The 19,096-nt window shown below is 43.8% G+C and carries 17 protein-coding genes; 8 read left to right on the plus strand and 9 right to left on the minus strand.

Annotated elements, in window-relative coordinates; translation table 11 throughout:
• The first annotated feature begins 184 nt into the window (after window positions 1-184).
• Window positions 185-1,561 carry a DHA2 family efflux MFS transporter permease subunit gene (locus IEE84_RS06880; protein WP_191113615.1) on the plus strand — a complete coding sequence of 459 codons (1,377 nt, stop codon included), beginning with the start codon at window positions 185-187 and terminating at the stop codon, window positions 1,559-1,561.
• Window positions 1,562-1,744: 183 nt separating this feature from the next.
• Here IEE84_RS06880 and bfr (IEE84_RS06885) read toward each other — a convergent pair whose 3' ends face one another.
• The 3 genes from bfr (IEE84_RS06885) to IEE84_RS06895 form a co-directional block, all read right to left on the minus strand.
• On the minus strand, window positions 1,745-2,224 hold the full coding sequence (bfr, locus tag IEE84_RS06885; protein WP_191113616.1) for a bacterioferritin: 480 nt from the start codon (window positions 2,222-2,224) through the stop codon (window positions 1,745-1,747).
• Window positions 2,225-2,292: 68 nt separating this feature from the next.
• Complete coding sequence (gene bfr / locus IEE84_RS06890) at window positions 2,293-2,781, minus strand: bacterioferritin (RefSeq protein WP_057760257.1); 489 nt, start codon at window positions 2,779-2,781, stop codon at window positions 2,293-2,295.
• 360 nt (window positions 2,782-3,141) lie between these two features.
• Window positions 3,142-3,333 (minus strand): (2Fe-2S)-binding protein, encoded by a 192-nt coding sequence (locus IEE84_RS06895; protein ID WP_101205900.1) that lies wholly within the window; start codon window positions 3,331-3,333, stop codon window positions 3,142-3,144.
• A 388-nt stretch (window positions 3,334-3,721) separates the two neighbouring features.
• On the opposite strand from IEE84_RS06895, the gene IEE84_RS06900 reads away from it, so the two are divergent.
• Window positions 3,722-4,051 carry an ArsR/SmtB family transcription factor gene (locus IEE84_RS06900; RefSeq protein WP_191113617.1) on the plus strand — a complete coding sequence of 110 codons (330 nt, stop codon included), beginning with the start codon at window positions 3,722-3,724 and terminating at the stop codon, window positions 4,049-4,051.
• A gap of 165 nt (window positions 4,052-4,216) precedes the next feature.
• On the opposite strand, the gene IEE84_RS06905 is transcribed toward IEE84_RS06900, so the two are convergent.
• From IEE84_RS06905 to IEE84_RS06925, 5 genes are all read right to left on the minus strand, one after another.
• Window positions 4,217-4,939 carry a sulfate/molybdate ABC transporter ATP-binding protein gene (locus IEE84_RS06905; RefSeq protein WP_191113618.1) on the minus strand — a complete coding sequence of 241 codons (723 nt, stop codon included), beginning with the start codon at window positions 4,937-4,939 and terminating at the stop codon, window positions 4,217-4,219.
• A gap of 96 nt (window positions 4,940-5,035) precedes the next feature.
• Window positions 5,036-5,986 (minus strand): sulfate ABC transporter permease subunit CysW, encoded by a 951-nt coding sequence (gene cysW, locus IEE84_RS06910; protein WP_191113619.1) that lies wholly within the window; start codon window positions 5,984-5,986, stop codon window positions 5,036-5,038.
• Window position 5,987: 1 nt separating this feature from the next.
• Window positions 5,988-6,872 carry a sulfate ABC transporter permease subunit CysT gene (gene cysT / locus IEE84_RS06915; protein WP_057760265.1) on the minus strand — a complete coding sequence of 295 codons (885 nt, stop codon included), beginning with the start codon at window positions 6,870-6,872 and terminating at the stop codon, window positions 5,988-5,990.
• 223 nt (window positions 6,873-7,095) lie between these two features.
• The gene (locus IEE84_RS06920) at window positions 7,096-8,187 is read right to left on the minus strand and encodes a sulfate ABC transporter substrate-binding protein (protein ID WP_191113620.1); all 1,092 of its coding nucleotides are present in this window, start codon (window positions 8,185-8,187) and stop codon (window positions 7,096-7,098) included.
• A 268-nt stretch (window positions 8,188-8,455) separates the two neighbouring features.
• Window positions 8,456-9,583, minus strand: a complete 1,128-nt coding sequence (locus IEE84_RS06925) for a sulfate ABC transporter substrate-binding protein (RefSeq protein ID WP_191113621.1) — start codon at window positions 9,581-9,583, stop codon at window positions 8,456-8,458.
• Between the two features lie 408 nt (window positions 9,584-9,991).
• Between IEE84_RS06925 and IEE84_RS06930 the strand changes: the two genes are divergently transcribed.
• Entirely contained in the window at window positions 9,992-10,531 is a 540-nt protein-coding gene (locus tag IEE84_RS06930; protein ID WP_224737674.1) for a hypothetical protein, read from the plus strand.
• Between the two features lie 135 nt (window positions 10,532-10,666).
• On the opposite strand, the gene sat is transcribed toward IEE84_RS06930, so the two are convergent.
• The gene (gene sat / locus IEE84_RS06935) at window positions 10,667-11,929 is read right to left on the minus strand and encodes a sulfate adenylyltransferase (protein ID WP_191113623.1); all 1,263 of its coding nucleotides are present in this window, start codon (window positions 11,927-11,929) and stop codon (window positions 10,667-10,669) included.
• A 343-nt stretch (window positions 11,930-12,272) separates the two neighbouring features.
• Between sat and IEE84_RS06940 the strand changes: the two genes are divergently transcribed.
• The 5 genes from IEE84_RS06940 (at window position 12,273) to IEE84_RS06960 (ending at window position 19,044) form a co-directional block, all read left to right on the plus strand.
• Window positions 12,273-13,964, plus strand: a complete 1,692-nt coding sequence (locus IEE84_RS06940) for a nitrite/sulfite reductase (protein ID WP_191113624.1) — start codon at window positions 12,273-12,275, stop codon at window positions 13,962-13,964.
• Window positions 13,957-14,577, plus strand: coding sequence for a DUF934 domain-containing protein (locus IEE84_RS06945; protein WP_114700030.1), 621 nt, complete (start codon window positions 13,957-13,959; stop codon window positions 14,575-14,577). Before IEE84_RS06940 ends, IEE84_RS06945 begins: the two co-directional genes overlap by 8 nt.
• Window positions 14,578-14,661: 84 nt before the next feature.
• Entirely contained in the window at window positions 14,662-15,300 is a 639-nt protein-coding gene (locus IEE84_RS06950; protein WP_191113625.1) for a phosphoadenosine phosphosulfate reductase domain-containing protein, read from the plus strand.
• Between the two features lie 328 nt (window positions 15,301-15,628).
• Entirely contained in the window at window positions 15,629-17,269 is a 1,641-nt protein-coding gene (gene cysG, locus IEE84_RS06955; RefSeq protein ID WP_191113626.1) for a siroheme synthase CysG, read from the plus strand.
• A 152-nt stretch (window positions 17,270-17,421) separates the two neighbouring features.
• Complete coding sequence (locus IEE84_RS06960) at window positions 17,422-19,044, plus strand: exonuclease SbcCD subunit D C-terminal domain-containing protein (RefSeq protein WP_191113627.1); 1,623 nt, start codon at window positions 17,422-17,424, stop codon at window positions 19,042-19,044.
• The last annotated feature ends 52 nt before the right edge of the window (window positions 19,045-19,096 follow it).

Here is a 19,096-nt window from a genome sequence, read left to right on the forward strand (position 1 = left end):
CGCCTCTTTAGCTATCTGTTAGCTACCCTTCGCATCGTTGCTCTTATATAAGTTATCTTATATCAGTTACTTTGAGTCACTTTTATTATGAGCCAGGCTTTCTTATACTACTCAGCTTGCATAGTGATCTGTGCGCAAATACGCTATTTTCTTACTTCATAACGAGACGTTCAATGGGACTCACATGGTAACGCTCACCCCGACTCAAGATAAATACTTACCCTATGTGCTAGCAGTCGCGCTGTTTATGCAAATTTTAGACGCTACTATTTTGAACACCTCGTTGCCACAAATGGCGCAGGCACTCGGTGAGTCACCACTAAAGATGCAGTGGGCCGTCATCAGCTACGCATTAACCTTGGCGATTTTTATCCCTATCAGTGGTTTTTTAGCGGATAAATATGGCACACGCCGCGTATTTTTATCGGCGGTCATCATTTTTTGTGTTGGCTCATTACTGTGCGCGGCGTCGCAAACACTAGATTTTTTGGTTGCTTCACGTGTGGTACAGGGTATCGGCGGTGCCATGATGACGCCTGTCGCTCGTTTAATATTGGTCAAGTCTTATCCACGCAATAAGCTGCTCACTGTGATGAATTTTGCCGTGATACCAGCTTTGGTTGCACCACTAGTCGGTCCAGTATTGGGTGGCTATATCGTGCAGTATGCCAGCTGGCATTGGATATTTTTGATTAATATACCGATGGGTGTGGCAGGTTTTATCATGGGCAAAAAACTGGTCCCAGCGCTATTCGAAGATACCAAGCGTCTTGACTGGACAGGGTTTGTATTATTTGCCGCCGCTGCCTGCGGATTCACACTGGCTGTCGAGTTTGGTTCACAGACAGGTCGCGAGGTTTATGGGTTGTTGCTTGGGTTGGGCGCAAGTCTATTGATCGGTGCGTACATCTGGCATGCCAAACGGCGAGCAGCTCCCCTGTTTCCACTCAGCTTGTTTGATATTCGTACCTTTCGAATTGGTATTACAGGCAACTTGTTTACGCGGCTTGGTATCAGTGCAGTACCATTTTTGCTTCCCTTATTACTACAGGTGGTGTTTGAGTACTCACCTTCGCAGGCAGGTTGGCTACTTGCCCCAATTGCGGTGGGTGCTATAGGTATCAAACCTTGGGTTAGCAAGATTATTCAGCGGTTTAGCTATCGCAAAGTACTTGTCTACAATACCTTGTTTATGGGTTCACTTATCATTGTACTAGCGCAGTTTAATGATGCGTCGCAGTGGCTATGGTTTATACCCATCTTGACCGTCATGGGTGCCTGCAACTCTATGCAGTTTAGTGCGATGAATACGATTACGATTGGCGATTTACAGGGCACACAAACCAGTAGCGGTAATAGCTTAATGGCGGTCAATCAGCAGTTGGCGATTAGCTTTGGTATTGCGTTCGGTGCTGCTGTGTTGAATCTACTACGTGAGCGTCTACAGATGGATACACTAGTGGCGTTCCAAACCACTTATTGGATATTGGGCATTTTGACCATTCTCTCGGGGCTGTATTTTTTACGTCTGAAACCTGAAGATGGCCGCGGTTTATACTAGGGCGTGTCTTCAATCAAGACAAGCTTTCTATTGAGTGAGACTTTACATACGACACATCTCTATTCTGTATAGCCGAAATGTTAAAAATAGCTTATCTATAGACAGAAAAAAGCCAGTATGCGACTGGATTATCAATCTCATACTGGCTTCTTTTATTATGACTTACCTCAATAATAAGTACTATTATGCGTCATCATCACTCATTTGCGATTGGATGTAGCGCTCTACACCAATACTCTCAATCAAGTCCTGCTGTGTCTCTAACCAATCTTCATACTCTTCATTGCCATCTTTTAGCGTGACTAATAGCTGGCGAGAGACGTAGTCAGACTTTGTCTCACATAAGGTGATGGCATCAGTAATAATATCGAACTTTTGTCTCTCAAGACGTAGGTTGCACTCAATGATTTCTGGTACATCTTCGCCGACCAATACCTTGCCCAGTTCCTGCAAGTTTGGCAAGCCGCCTAACAGCAAAATACGAGCGATTAGGTCGTCTGACCATTTCATCTCAGCAATAGATTGCTTATATAATGAGTCATTAAGCGCCTCTAGCCCCCAATGACGTGCAATACGTGCATGCAAAAAATACTGGTTGATGGCAATCAATGACTGCCCAAGTACTTTGTTTAACGCGCGAATAACTTCTTTATCCCCTGTCATTACCTTTCTCCCTTAATCTCTATTATTTATGCTAAATACTGTGAATGCTATTCATACGTAGGATGATATCAGACAATATTAGGAGTGACTTCAGCCATTTGGCTTTGTAGGTAATTCGGTAGACCAATCATGTCGATAAGACGGAGCTGCTGCTCAAGCCAATGCGCATGATCTTCTTCGGTGTCTTTCAACTGCTCAACCAGCATCTCACGCGTGACATAGTCATGCTCAGCTTCGCAAAGTGCGATACCTTCTTTTAGATGCTTTTGTACTTGATACTCTAAATCTAGGTCAAACTGCAACATCTCAGGGACAGTCGCACCGATATGGATAGCATCGACAGACATCTTTGGCGTGCCACTCAACATCAAGATACGGCGAATGATGTTCTGTGCATGTAGCGTTTCGTCTTCCATTTCATGATGGATACGGTCGTATAACTTGCCATAGTGCCACTCAGCATACATCTCTGAATGGATAAAATATTGGTCACGAGCGGCAAGCTCACCACCTAGTAAGAAATTCAAATAATCAATGACTTTCTGGCTACCTATCATAACGCGTACTCCCCTATTTATTTTTACCGATCACCATACATCCATAATTTATGATATAAGGATAGCATAATTGGCAAACTGATCAGTAAAAATCAAAATCAATAAAATGGCTTCTAATCTCAGATAAATATAGTAGCATACAGGCGCAGTATAGGGTGTAACGTTATGAACTAAGAATAAGATGCTAATTGAGAATCATAATTAGCTACAACTAGTATTGATATGTGTTATGTAACATGCTGGCGTTTGAGTGAGATTATATGGACGCTTGCACCCAACCCTTTATGTATAATAAATTTAGATGCAGAATATTGAATATATTTTCTCGTATTATATTACAAGGTATATGATTGATAATATTTAAACGGCGTATGCTAGATTATCGAGTTTTGCATGATGTTCGTCTAGGTAGTCATTGACCATCGGCTCACAGCAGCCACAGCACGTTGCTACATCGAGCGTATCTTTTAGACCATCGAGCGTATCAACACCTGCAGCAATAGCTGCTTTGATTTGCTTTTCTTTTACGTTGTTACAGATACATACGTACATGGATTGGCTCCTCGGAATACCACTATTCGATAATGACGGCATACGACACTTGTATAAAAACCTTTGTGATAAGTGTCATTGATAAACGGATAATTTACTGTTTTCTAACAATGAAAAAGTAGTCGTTGAAATCACGTTTATCGCTTGCAGTATAATAACGATAATTATTATCATTTTCAATCACATTCGATATATTTATTCGTTGAGACAGTATCCTTGTATTACAGGCAGTTCATTTATGTAAGTGGATATAAGTGTGCGTGTAACCGAATATTGTCAAAGGTAGTGAATTGACGATGAACTGTAAATTTGCTTATTTTTTAATCGATTTTGTAGATAACTGCTGTTATATTGAACCCCTATTAACGAAGCCCATTGGAATTCTCCTATGTCTGATAATAATTTTACGATACGACCTATCGATTTATTCAAAGTCCTATCTGATCCGACACGTCTAAAAATATTTCAAATTCTTTTCAAAAAAGAAGCACGTTGCGTGGGTGATTTGGTAGATATGCTTGACCAGCCACAACCGACGATATCGCGCCACCTAAACCATTTGAAAAAACTGGGTATTTTGAGCTGTGTGCGTGACGGTACTTGGATGTGGTATGAGGTCGCTGATGATTTACCAGATTGGTGTCAAGATATCTTAGACATCACCTACGAGCAAATCACTCCTAGAGGAACTAGTAGTGATGTATCGGATCTTGCTTAGATACTATTGTCCGCTTAGATTTTTGGTTCTTTGACTGTGCTTTATAAAAAGCGTTTAAGACAATAAATCTGCGGCAATGCTCCAGACAAAAAAAGACCTACTTTCGTAGGTCTTTTTTTTGCTCAACTATTGATAATTCGACCTAAATTGCGCTAGGTCAAATAATTATACAAGATCTAAGAAGTCACTGATAAAGGCGTTGGCTGGCTGATGTATCAGCTCCTCTGACGTGCCCACCTGCTCTACTCGGCCCTGATTCATCACGACGATCTCATCTGATACCGCTCGCGCTTCTTCTTGGTCGTGCGTTACCATGATACTGGTGATACCAAGCTCGTGGTGGATGTTCTTTAGCCATGTGCGCAGTTCTTTACGGACTTTGGCATCTAGTGCACCAAACGGCTCATCTAGCAGCAACAGCTTCGGTTTAACAGCAAGTGCACGTGCTAAGGCAATGCGCTGGCGCTGACCACCTGATAGCTGATGCGGATAAGCATTGGCAACTTGTGGTAGCTGTACGAGGTCTAAGAGCTCTGACACGCGCTTATTGATATCCGCTTTGCTCGGGCGTTCGTTTTTTGGTAACAAGGTCAATCCAAACGCCACATTATCCGCGATGTTCTTATGGCGAAACAAGGCATAATGCTGAAACATAAAGCCAATATGGCGCTTTTGGACTGGAGTATTGGTCACATCCAGCTCATCAAACAATACCTGTCCAGAGTCGGCATACTCTAGACCCGCGATAATACGTAGCAAAGTGGTCTTACCGCAGCCTGACGGGCCTAGTAACGTCGTCAGTTTGCCAGTCGGCACGGTGATATTGATATTGTCTAAAGCCGTAAAATTGCCGAATTTTTTATTAACGTTGCGAATCTCAATGCTCATAATCGTATCTCTTATTATATCTTTTGTCGTATCGTGGCAAGTAGCTGAGTAGCGACTGCATCCGTAGTATTAACATTATTTATTAGCTAATGGCAGTTATACCTTGCCAGTACTGTCCGCACTCGTCGATTCAGTAGTGACCGTTGCGTTAGCACTTACTGGCAGCTCAGGTGCGCTGGCAAGCCGCTCAGACTTGGCAAATTTACGTTCTTGTATCTTGGTCATGACTTGCTGAATCAGTAGCGTCACTAAGGCAAGTGCAGCCAATATGCTCGATAAGGCAAACGCAGCGGTAAAGTTATAATCGTTATAGGCAATCTCAACCAATAGCGGCATGGTGTTGGTCTCGCCGCGAATGTGACCGGAAACCACACTGACTGCACCAAACTCACCCATCGCACGGGCATTGGTCAAAATCAAACCATATAGCAGCGCCCATTTGATGTTAGGCAGTGTCACATGCCAAAAAGTCTGCCAACCAGTAGCGCCTAAGGTTAATGCTGCTTGCTCCTCAGAGTCGCCTTGAGTTTGCATCAATGGGATCAGCTCACGTGCAACAAACGGAAAGGTCACAAATAACGTCGCCAAAATGATACCAGGTACTGCATAGATCACTTGGAAACCCATGCTCTCAAGCCAGCCGCCGATAGTAGAGTTCAGTCCAAACAGCAGTACAAACATCAAACCTGCGACCACTGGTGATACCGAAAATGGCAAATCAAGCAAAGTGGTGACCAGCTGCTTACCTTTAAACTGGTAACGCGTAACCAACCATGCAATTGCGATGCCCATTACCATATTAATCGGTAAGACAATGCCTGCCGTAATAAGCGTCAGCTTGATGGCTTGCAAAGCTTCAGGGTCTACTAATGAAGCGATATATAACTGCCAACCATTTTTAAAGGCTTCGTAAAACACAGCCAGTAATGGAATGACCAACATGACAATCATGAATAGCACTGCAATGGCAATAAAGGTGCGACGTATCCATGGCGTATCTTTGGTCGCAGCGTTGCTTTGGTAGTCGTAGCTATTAGATATTTGCATATTAGCGAGCTCCTACACGGCGCGACAGTTTCCACTGCATGATATTAATGGTCAACAAGATAACAAATGATATGAGTAGCATAAATAATGCCACCGCAGAAGCCCCTTGAATATCAAACTGCTCAAGCTTACTGATAATAATGAGCGGCAAAATCTCAGACTGCATCGGAATATTACCCGCGATAAAGATAACTGAGCCATACTCACCAGTGGCACGGGCAAACATCATACCTGCACCCATTAACAAAGCAGGTAATAGCTCTGGCAAAATTACTTTACGAAAAGTCGTCAGACGATTAGCGCCTAATACCGCAGCAGCTTCTTCAAACTCAACCGATAATTCAGCAAGTACTGGCTGCACCGCACGGACGATAAAGGGAAAGCTCACCACAACCAGTGCTAGCCAAATACCTATCGGCGTAAAGGCAACCTGAATATCGAACTTGGCAAACCATTGACCAATCAAGCCATTAGGTGCATATAAAGTGGCAAGCGAGATACCTGTAACGGCGGTTGGTAGTGCAAATGGTAAATCAACCAAGGCATTAATCAGTGACTTACCCCAAAACTCATAGCGGACAAGCACCCATGCGACTAGTGTGCCAAATACCATATTGGTCAGCATCGCTAAAAATGACATCCATAAGCTTAGCTTGATAGCGGCAGTGACTTGTGGCTGGGTAATGGTTTCCCAAAAGCCAGTCCAACCCATCTGTGTTGTGGTATAGGCCATCATGGCAAACGGTAGAACCACCAATAACGACAAGCTAAAGACAGTAATACCCATGCTCAGACCGAACCCAGGTAGCACATTGCGCTGACGCAAACGGGTCAGCCAACCTTTTTTATTGCCGGGCTTACTGGCAGAAGAAGATGTTGCACTCATAGTGATGTCCTATTGCCTAACTGATGGTACTTAGCGAGGGTGCTCACTGTAAGACCATTATTACCATTGTTATCAAAATTATTATTGGTCGGCTTATGATATAAAGGACATAGTGCATACGACCATGTCCTTTATGGGGTGCTTCATGACTGACTATACGATTAACTAAGTTAATCCGTTTCAGTGGTTAGCGCAGTAGCTGCTCTAAGTACTCAGCAAGTGATTACTGAGGCGCGTTAATTGCCAATTGGTCAAACACACCACCATCGCTGAAGTAAGTGCTCATGATCTCATCCCATGTGCCAAAGGCATCGTTCGGGCGGAAAGTCTCAACTGGCGGTAATTTGTCACCGTTTTTGTCAAGCACGCTCTTAACGCTAGGACGTAGATATAGATTGGCCGCTAGCTGCTGAGCAGGCTCACTCCATAAGTAATCAAGATACGCTTTGGCAGCGTCTGTAGTGCCTTTTTTATCTGTTACCGTCTTCACAACTGCCACAGGGCTTTCTGACTTGATCGAGTATTTTGGATAAACGATGTCTACTTGACCTGCACCAAAATCAGTCGCTGCAAGGTTGGCTTCGTTTTCAAACGTGACCAATACATCACCAATACCGCGCTGTACGAAAGTCGTTGTCGCGGCACGTCCGCCGTTTTCATAGACTTTGACATTTTTTAGCATGTCTTTTACGTAGCCTTTAGCTTTTGTTTCATCTTGATTAAAAGCATGTAGACCATAACCGTATGCACCTAAGAACGCATAACGACCGTTACCCGTCACCTTTGGATTGGCCATGACAATCTCAACACCGTCTTTGGTCAAGTCTTCCCAGTCTTTGATGTTTTTTGGATTGTCTTTACGTACCAAAAATACGATCGTACTAGTAAACGGAACCGCGTTGTCTGGGAATTTACTTTCCCAATCTGACTCAACCAAGCCTTTTTTCTCAAGCAGCTCGATATCAGAACCTTGGTTCATGGTAGCAACATCGGCTTGTAGACCGTTGGCAACAGATAGTGCTTGCTTACTTGAGCCGCCATGTGACTGTTTGATTAAGATATTGCTGTCTGGATTTTCAGCTTTGTAGTGTTCCACAAACAACGGGTTGTAGTCTTTATAAAAATCACGTGCCACATCGTATGAGACATTAAGTAGCTCGATATTTTGCCCTTCTGTCGTCGCTGAACCATCAGCTGCGGCCTCAGTAGTTTCACTGTTGCTACAACCAGATAGACCAAGAGTCAAAGCAACGCCAGCAATACTCAAGGCACTAAGAGTTTTACTTTTCTGTTGATAACGAGCTACGTCTGTCATAAATACCTCAAAGATGTCTGTTGTGTAATGCAAGTATGCTAACAGCGCCATCTTATTATGTTTAATGATGAATATGCGTATGTTATTGCCAAAAGGGAATAACCAGTAAACAAAGCCAGATATATCAATAAGTTGTTAAAAGAATCTATATGTATAACTGACTGTTTGTTTATTGATGGTTTTAATACTGGCATGTCCCCTATCTATCTTGTCCGTGTTTTACTAAAAGCAGCTAGGATAGATAGTTCTATAAACTAAAAATTAACGACTACTTAGTACTTGCCAGCTGATCAAAACGGCCACCATCTACAAAGAAAGCATCCATAATCTCTGCCCATGAGCCAAACACAGCCACAGGTTCAAACGTTTCAATATCAGGCAAAGTATCTTTATGAGCAGCTAGAATCTGCTCATCACTTGGACGCATATACATTTTTGCCATGAGCTCTTGGGCAGGCTTATCCCATAAACCTTTCAGATAAGCACTTGCCGCTTCTGTCTTACCAGATTTCTCAGTCACTGCCGTTACGACTGCTACTGGGTTGGCAATCGTAATCGAATAGCTCGGGTATACGATATCAACGTTACCCTTTGCAAATTGTTGGGCAGTTAAATGTGCTTCGTTTTCGGTTGTGATCAGCACATCACCTAGGCCACGCTGAGTAAAGCTGGTCGTTGCAGCGCGTGCGCCATTGTCATAAGTAACCACATTGGCCAGCAGTTTTTTGATAAAGTCATTGGTTTTTACAGGGTTTTCATTACTGCTTTCTTTGAATTGGTGCAAGCCATAACCATAGGCACCCAAGAAGGCATAACGCGCCGTGCCACTGGTTTTCGGGTTCGGGATGACCACATCGATATCATTACGGGCCAAATCTGACCAGTCTTTGATATTTTTTGGATTACCAGCGCGAACCAGTAATACCATGGTGCTAGTGTACGGCACGGCATTATTTGGTAGTGCTTGCTGCCAGTCAGCAGCGACCAAGCCTTTTTCCACCAATAGATTCATGTCGCTCTCTTGGTTAAAGGTCACCACATCCGCTTGCAGACCATTAGCGACAGAGAGTGCCTGCTTACTAGAGCCGCCATGCGACTGATTGATATTTACTTTGCTATTTGGGTGAGATTTCTGATAGTCGGTACTGAATAAGGTGTTGTAGTCTTTATAAAAGTCGCGAGACACATCATAGGAGACGTTGAGTAGATTAATATCCTGTGTCCCGCCACTGGCATTATTTGCCGCGTCATCTTGAGTCGCTTCTGTTGGACTGCAGCCTGTCATTATCATCGCTGCTGCGAGCATGCCGCTGGTGGCAAGTACACGCGCTTTTACAGACTTATTATTAGTTGATTGAATGCTAGCAATGCTGATTTGTTGGAATTTTTTTTGCATGATGCTCTCGATAAAAGTATTAGAAGCGTTTTGTCAAAATCTTGACCATCATCACAGAGCCTACAATCTTTTGAGTTCGGTTGTCGGGATGATGCAAGCTATGCTAGCAGCATAAATAGCAAACGCTTAGTGACGAATTAGCTTATCGACTAGTGAAGTTGGCATAAGTGATAGGAGCAATCTTTTTGCATTATTAATAATAAAATGGGTTGAGTAGTTGCTGGCAGGTTTATTAAGTAGACTATGATTTGGGTAGGCTGTACCATTGTTTGTACGTCATAAAGCTTGTTGTATTAATGATACTTTCATTATCCCGATACTATGCGAACCTTACTTTTCTACTTGACCAAAGGCCCTTATATGAATACTTCATACCGTCAATTTCATTCTATTGTAGGGCTGATAATAATGACCGCTACCCTAGCGACTTTAACAGGCTGTAATAACGTGTCGCCCACTGTGAACAGCGCTAACCACAGTGCGGTTGAATCAGTCGCCAGTACAACATCTGCTTTGCCAGCTATTGAAAGTAATATCTTAGGTGACAATGTCTCAGCAGACAGATTTTCAACAGATAAAGTTTCAACAAACAAGGTTTCAGCGGATTACGCTACTGCCGACTACGACAAACGAGCACAAGGCTATGATTGGGTTGGCGTGATGGTACGAGCAGATGGTGATCGACAGATTGACATTAAAGTTCGCTCACGCAGCGATATCAAAAAACCTACTTGTCATTTCGATGGTAAGGCAACACTTATGGGGCAAGATACTGCTCATGGTATGATTTTTCAGGCAAAGGTAAATGACAGCACGGCTTTTTTTCAGTTTAAGGATGACACCCTCATCATCGATAGCCCAGACAAATATGCACTGAACTATTTTTGCTCAGGTGGTGGCTCACTTGCTGGAGAATATAAAAAGCTGGCAGTAGGTTTGGAGATTTAATAGACAGCGCTAACATGCGTTAGGGCGTGTTTTTTATTTTAAAATAGTGATAAAAACAAAAAGGTGCCAGACCATAAGTCTGACACCTTTTTTACGACTGGCTTAGTACGAGTTATTTATACTGACGATCTGCCCTTATACCGCAGATGCACCCGTTAATTTAACCTCAGCACGCTCTTCTTTTGCGATACCAGCATAGTAGTCACGCAAAATCTGTAGTACTTCTGGGCGACTAAAGTTATCTGGTACATCTTCGTCTTCTGATAGCGCTTTACGCAGCTTAGTACCTGACACTTTAACGTGCTCAGAGGCGTCATGCGGGCAAGTCTTATCAGAGGCCATCGCATTACAAGCATTACACCAGAACGTCCAGCCAATTTTGAGCGGTTGGGTGATAAGGTCATCTTTACCAACATGTTCAAAAATAGTTTGCGCATCAAACGCACCATAGTAATCGCCGACACCAGCATGATCACGACCAACAATCAGATGACTACAGCCGTAGTTTTGACGGAATAGCGCATGTAATAATGCCTCACGTGGACCAGCATAGCGCATATCCAACGGATAGCCTGCTTGTATAACGGTATCTTGTCTAAAGTAATTATCAATTAGCGTTTTAATGGCTTCTTGACGAACTTCTGCTGGGATGTCGCCAGGTTTCAATGCGCCTAATAATGAATGAATCAATACACCATCACAGATCTCAATCGCAATCTTGGCCAAATACTCATGTGAACGGTGCATTGGGTTGCGCGTTTGGAATGCAGCCACTGTTTTCCAGCCTTTAGCATCCAAAATTGCGCGTGTTTCTGCTGGCGTTTTGTAGATTTCTGGATATAACGTTGGGAACTCGCCTTCACTCAATACTTCAACACTACCGGCAATATTGACGGCTTCTTGGTTCAATACTTGCTGTACGCCTGGATGCTCTGAATCCGTGGTCGTAAATACTTGCTGACACTCATGTTCTTTATCGATGGTATAGGTTTCTTCTACCGTCAAGATACCCATGACTTCACCATCTTGAGCGACCAATGCTACTTTGTCGCCTTGGCTCAAACTATCTGCCGTCTCTTTTGGCGCAGACAAGGTGATAGGGATTGGCCAAAACAAACCTGCGTTTTCACCGCTTTGCAAGCGCATGTTGTCTACCACACCCTGCCAGTCCGCTTGATTCATAAAGCCATTTAACGGAGTGAAACCACCAATACCGAACATGATTAAATCACCACGCTCACGTGAGCTTAGAGTGATGGTCGGCAATGTGCTGGCAAGTTCTAATGCTTGCTCACGTGCTTCGCCTTCTAACAACAGTGGTTTAAGCTCGGCACTGCCATGTGGAGGAACAAGTTTTGATTTGAATTGGGATTGGGTTGGGCTTTGAGTTTGAGACATATAGTTATTAAAACCTCTTATAAAAAGAATGGTTGGAAGAGATGAGCAAAAATGCAAAAGCGATTAAATGTACAAAACTGAGAAGAAAGCCGTCGATAGATAATAAGTAGCGTACTAGCGACTGGGCATTAAATTTGATACGCATAGGCTACCTAACTTTCGTTATGAAAATTTATGCTGTGTTTGGATATGGATATGTCTGAAAGGAATTTATGTTTCTGGGTACAAGCTTATATTATGTATAGCTGAATTATTTACATTGCGAACGGCAATAAAACCTATTACACACGCAAATCATTTTCGTCGCTGATTTTAAGATTAAAAACAAAACTGAGATTACGTCATGTATCAATATAATTACGCTGACCAGACTTTGGTAGAGGAACGAGTTGCCCAATTTCGCGACCAAACCGAGCGGTTTTTGGCAGGTGAGCTGCCAGAAGAGCAGTTTTTGCCATTACGGTTGCAAAATGGCCTATACATCCAGCGTTATGCGCCGATGTTGCGTATCGCCATTCCTTACGGATTGCTTGCCAGCTACCAGTTGCGCAAACTGGCCGAGATTACTCGTAAATATGATAAAGGCTATGGCCACTTCACGACCCGTACCAATATCCAGCTGAACTGGCCAAAACTAGAAGATGTGCCAGATATTTTGGCTGAATTAGCCTCAGTACAGATGCATGCCATCCAAACCTCAGGCAACTGTATCCGTAATACCACCACCGATCCATATGCTGGTATTCATAAAGAAGAAATCGCTGATCCACGTCCTTATTGTGAAATTATTCGTCAGTGGTCAACCTTCCATCCTGAGTTTGCTTTTTTGCCGCGTAAATTTAAGATTGCCGTCATCGGCACCAATGATGACCGTGCAGCAACCCAAGTACATGATGTCGGCCTACACGTAAAAACCAATGATGAAGGTGAGATTGGTTTTGAAGTATTGGTTGGCGGTGGTCTAGGACGTATTCCTGTCCTTGGTAAAGTTATCAATAAATTCTTGCCACGTCAGCATCTGCTGAGTTATTTAGACGCCATCTTGCGTGTCTATAACTTGCATGGTCGCCGTGACAAAGGCAGCAAATACAGATCACGTATCAAGATTTTGGTCGAAAGCATGGGCGGTCCAGCCTTCGCCAAATTGGTCAATGCTGAATGGGAAGCCCACACCAAAGATGGTCCACTTACTTTGACTGATGAGAACTTTGCAACGGCGACTGGTTTCTTTAGTGAGCCTGACTATGTATCGTTTGACGCGCTACAAGTACAGTCTGAGCTACAACAGCAACTGAGCGCTGATAAAGATTTTGCCAACTGGTACAACCAAAATACCGTAGCGCACAAAATAGCTGGCTATCGTGCGGTGGTGATTTCTCTTAAGGCAGGCTTGGTCGATGGCAAATATGTACCATCCGGCGATGTCAGTGAATCACAAATGGATGCACTGGCTGACCTGTCTGACAAATATAGCTTTGGTGAGCTACGTGGTACTTATCAGCAGAATCTAGTATTCGCTGATGTGGAGACCAATAAGCTTTATGAGTTATGGCAGCAGCTATCAGAGTTGCATTTAGCGCGCGCAAACATCAACACCCTAACAGATATGATTGTCTGCCCAGGTTGGGATTATTGCTCGCTTGCCAATGCGACCACCCACAACATCGCTGAACAAATCGAAAAACAGTTCGATGACCTAGACTATCTATATGACTTGGGTGAGATTCGCCTGAACATGTCTGGCTGTATCAATGCTTGTGCGCACCATCATACAGGCGATATTGGTATCTTGGGCGTCGATAAAAAAGGCGAACATTGGTATCAGATTAGCCTTGGCGGCAACTCTAGCGACGATGCCAAACTTGGCAAAATCTTAGGCAAATCTGTGCCTGCCCTTGAGGTTGCTAACACCATACAGCAGATCGTTGATGTCTATGTGGACTTACGTGCCAGCACTGATAACGATGTAGAAAGCTTTGGTCAATTGGTTGAGCGCGTTGGTATTGATCCATTTAAGGAGAAGGTCTATGGCTAATCACCATATTTTGGACAGTCATGGCGTCGATATCGGCAGTCAAGATACATGGCATGTACTTACTACTGATGCACTGCCAGAGAGCATTGTATCGACTAACATTACGTTGCTTGAGCTACTACAAAAACAAGAAAAGCCTGACGTGATCGTGCCACTTGTTGATCTGTTAGATACTACGGGCGCACAGGCTGGCGGTCTGATTAAAGAAGTTTATGAGCTGATCGTACAGCACAGTAGCCGACTTGGATTGTGGGTTACTGCCGATACTGACGCTGATGCACTAGAAGGGCTTAGTGAGTTCTTATCAACGCACGCACTTATCGTGATTGATGTGCCGAAGTTCGCTGATGGTCGTCACTTTAGCTTTGCACGTACGCTGCGCCAAATCGGTTATACAGGCGAGATTCGAGTGGCTGGCGCGTTTGGCCGCGATCAAATTGCTTATATGCTACGCACGGGCGTTGATAGCTTTGTATTGAGCGAGCATGACCTAGAAGCAGATTCTAAGTTTGGTATTGAGCAAGCCTTTACTGCCCTTGCCAGTAGCTATGACGGTCGAAGCGCTTCAGATTTACCGATGTTTGCACAATCGTCAGAGCCTTCAGTCGCATAGCTGTCGCACTGACTATTAATTTTATAGTAATACCCGATATTTTTAATCAACCTTTTTATATTAACAACAATTAAGGAACGTATTATGAGCCAATTACACCCAAACCTAGACCTTGACCAAGCCAACCAAGACCTACAAGGTAAGTCACCTGAGCAAATCGTTGAGTGGGCACTGACTCAAGCAAAAAACCCAATCATCACGACCAACTTCCGTCCGTATGAATCAGCGATTTTGCATTTGGTTGCTAAACAGCGCCCTGATATCACGGTATTGTGGGTAGACTCAGGTTACAACACTGATGCTACTTATCAGTTTGCCAACAAGCTTATCCATGACTTGAACCTAAATGTCGTTACTTATATTCCTAAGCAAACGGCTGCACACCGTGACGCGACGATGAATGGCATCCCAGGTATCGATAACCCACAGCATGACGAGTTCACTGAGCAAGTTAAACTCGAGCCGTTCCGCCGTGCATTAGATGAGCTAAAGCCAGATGTGTGGTTCAATGCTATTCGTAAAGACCAAACTGAGTTCCGCCAAGGTCTTGACGTACTTAGCCTATCAAAAGACGGCGTGCTAAAAGTAGCGCCATTGTTTGAAAAAACAGATGCTGATCTAGACGTATACTTAGATGAGCACAACTTGCCAAACGAGCATGACTACTTTGATCCAACGAAAGTAGAAGAAAGCCGTGAGTGTGGCTTGCATACTCAGCTATAGTAAGGCGCTGACTGTAGCGATTGTTTATTGAACGATGGCTATAGCTATATCAATAAAAAAATCCCGCTTGGCTCTTATAGAGTCGTTAAGCGGGATTTTTTTGTGCTGTTCTATCTATAGTCAAAGAAATCTAATACTAGTTCTCTGACTATATATCGAAAACTTACCGCTATTCCTATTATTAGCGAAAACAGGAATTAATATCTCAAAAACGAATATACTAATGCCAATTCACTAGGTGAGAGTATGCCTGTGATACCTCATAATGGCGGCATTCCTTATATCTTTTCTACCTTTTATAATAAACAATTAAATATATGGTGACATTATGAACACCTTCCCGCTATTTTTTAAATTAGAAGACCGTAAAGTGCTTATCGTGGGCGGCGGCGAAGTGGCACTGCGTAAAGCGGATTTGCTCAGCCGTGCAGGCGCCTGTATCACTATACTTGCACCTGATATCAGCCACGAGCTACAAGCACTGCTAACTGACAGCAAACATGAATTTATCTATGAGAATTATAATAAAACCTATATGTCAGGCGCACGGGTAATCATTGCCGCGACTGATGATGAGACGCTGAATCACCAAATCCATGCAGATGCGACTGAGCTAAACATTCCAGTCAATGTGGTCGATACGCCGCATTTATGTGACTTTATCTTTCCAGCGATTATCGATCGCAATCCTATTGTGATTGGTATCTCATCAAATGGTAAAGCGCCTGTGCTAGCACGCTTATTACGGGCACGCCTTGAGACGTTAATCCCGCAAGGCTACGGAAAATTAGCAAAGTTGGCAGGTGAATTCCGCAGTGAGGTAAAAGCCAAAATACCAACGCTTACTGGCCGTCGTCAGTTTTGGGAACGCGCGTTTGAAGGCCAAGTCAGTCAGCTCATGTTTGCAGGTAATGAAACTGAAGCGACTGCACAACTGAAAGCTGATTTGGATAGTACTGCCGCTGCTATCAGTAAGAAAAGCGATGATGCAAACTCGGTTAGAGAGTCAGATGCCATCAAGAACGTCGCATCGAATGAGTCAGAAAAAAACTTACCAGCCATTGGTGAAGTTTATATTGTTGGCGCAGGCCCGGGTGATCCAGAGCTGTTGACATTTAAAGCCTTGCGTCTAATGCAGCAAGCAGATGTGGTGTTTTACGATGCACTGGTCTCACCGCAGGTGTTGGACTTATGCCGCCGTGACGCTGATAAAGTATTTGTCGGTAAAAAACGCAGCAATCATACAGTTGCGCAACTAGGCATCAATGAGCTACTTGTCAACCATGCCAAACAAGGCCGCCGTGTGGTGCGTTTAAAAGGTGGCGATCCGTTTATCTTTGGACGTGGCGGTGAAGAGATCGAAAGCCTGCGGGCACATAATGTGCCTTATCAAGTCGTACCAGGTATCACCGCTGCCAATGCCGCTGCTAGCTATGCAGGCATTCCTTTAACTCACCGTGACCATTCACAGTCAGTGCGTTTTGTGACTGGGTTTTTGAAAGCTGGTGCACCCAACAGTAACTTTAAAAGCTTCTTAAATACTGATGAGACAGTCGTATTTTACATGGGTCTGCACTCGCTGGCACGTTTGACTGAAGGCTTGGTTGACGCTGGTCGTAGTAGCGAAACGCCCATTGCTATCGTCTCTAATGCGAGTATGCCCAATCAGCAGGTATTGACAGGTACGCTTGCAACGATTGTTGCCAAACAAGAACAAGCACAATTGCCAACGCCTGCCCTCCTAATTATGGGCGACGTGGTCAGCTTGCATCATGATTTGGCTTGGTATAATTTACAAAATCAGCAGCACAGTCAAAATAGCGATGATATAGCTAAAAATTGGTTGCGTGAAGGGTCGAGAGGTAAAGCAGTAAAACAACCGATAGACCAACAAGCGCACGCCCTATCGATGGTCGCCAATCTTGCGACGCAGCAAGGAGATGGTCTGGAGCAATTGATTGTTGACTAGCGATTACTACTGACCTGCAAAACGATGAGTCTTGAATAAGAAGAAAACCCTACCAGTATATTATTGGTAGGGTTTTCTTTTGGCAACAGCGCAAAACGCAACGATTCTTGCTAGAATGAAGACTTTCTACTGCTCATACTTATAGTCTACTTATGCCCATATCTGATGCTAGCTTGCCTTCTTCTTTAACCACGCAAATGAAACCTTTGACCATATTGCATACCTCAGACTGGCACTTGGGGCGACGTCTGTATGGGCGTCTTCGCTATGAAGAGTTTGAGTTATTCCTGCATTGGCTACAAGACACCATCAGCGCGCAAAAAATAGATATATTGATCGTCGCGGGTGATATCTTCGATACCATGACCCCAAGCAATAAAGCCCAAGCGCTGTATTATGAATTTTTGGGTAAGGTCTCGCGCTCCTGCTGTCAGCATGTGGTTATTGTCGCAGGCAATCACGACTCACCAACATTTTTGGACGCACCAAGCAACGTGCTTAAGTTTTTGAACGTACATGTGGTTGGTACTGCTTGTGATGACTTGGACGACGAAGTATTGGTCTTGGGTGATGACGATAACAACCCCCATTGTATTATTGCCGCTGTGCCCTATCTGCGCGATCGGGATGTGCGTAGCAGTAGCGCTGGCGAGTCCGCAGATAGCAAAGACGCCAATGTTATCACTGGTATTTGCGCGCATTATGACAATGTTGCAGCCATTGCGAAGGCTAAGCAAGCCGACTTAATCAAAACGCATCAGCGATATATTCCTATCGTCGCCACAGGGCATCTATTCGCGTCTGGTGGTAAAACAACCGAAGATGATGGTGTACGCGAGCTATATGTCGGCTCACTAGGTAAAATCTCCGCCGATATGTTCAATGATGGCTTCGATTATGTGGCACTTGGCCATTTGCACGTACCGCAGCGCGTTGGCGGTCGTGAGAGTATTCGCTATTCAGGCTCACCCATCGCGATGGGTTTTGGAGAGGCCAAACAGCAAAAGCAAGTATTGCTGGTACAGTTTGGTGCCGCAGAGCATTTTAATAATGGCATCTCAGAGTTGAATGATGCACCTGATAGTATTACTCCTCATGCTATCCGTACAGCTGCTGACATTGAAGTCGCCCAAGTTAAAAAATCAGTAGATAAATTAGCAGAAAAAACCGCTAAAGAAGTGTCTAGTCAGGAACTGCCTTTCATGGATGACTTGTTTGGCTTTGATAAGCCATTAGAAGATGAGGAAGTTAAAAAATCTACTGCCATAGAAAATACTCCTGTTCATCCTGAGCAATATAAAAGCATTCGAGAAACTTCTGCTGACGCCGTGACTAGCAATAAAATCCTACATCGCGATGACGCTAATCAGATGCAAGTAGTGTCCCTGCCCATCCCAAAGTTCCAACAATTGGCGCAAATATCTGGTGACCTAACCACGATTGATCAAACCATTAGAGCGCTTACGCAATCGGACTCTATTTGGCTAGAGATTGTCTATACAGGCGATGAGATTGTCAGTGATTTGCGTGAGCAAGTGCAAGCAATGGTAGAAGGGTTGCCATGTGAAGTGCTTAAGATAAAAAACACTCGTACTTATAACAAAGTGCTTAATCAGCAGCAAACCTCAGAGAACTTGCAGGATTTAAATGAGATGGAGGTTTTTGAGCGCTGCTTGACGATAAATGATGTGGCTGATTCTCAAAAAGACTCATTGCGCGATGCCTATGGTCAGATACTTTATAACTTACGTCATGAAGACAAACAGGCAGAATAATAAAAGCGACATATCATGACCACACTTCCTTATCTTTCTCAGTTTTTCGCAG

The sequence above is a fragment of the Psychrobacter sp. 28M-43 genome (assembly GCF_014770435.1).
Taxonomy (GTDB): domain Bacteria; phylum Pseudomonadota; class Gammaproteobacteria; order Pseudomonadales; family Moraxellaceae; genus Psychrobacter.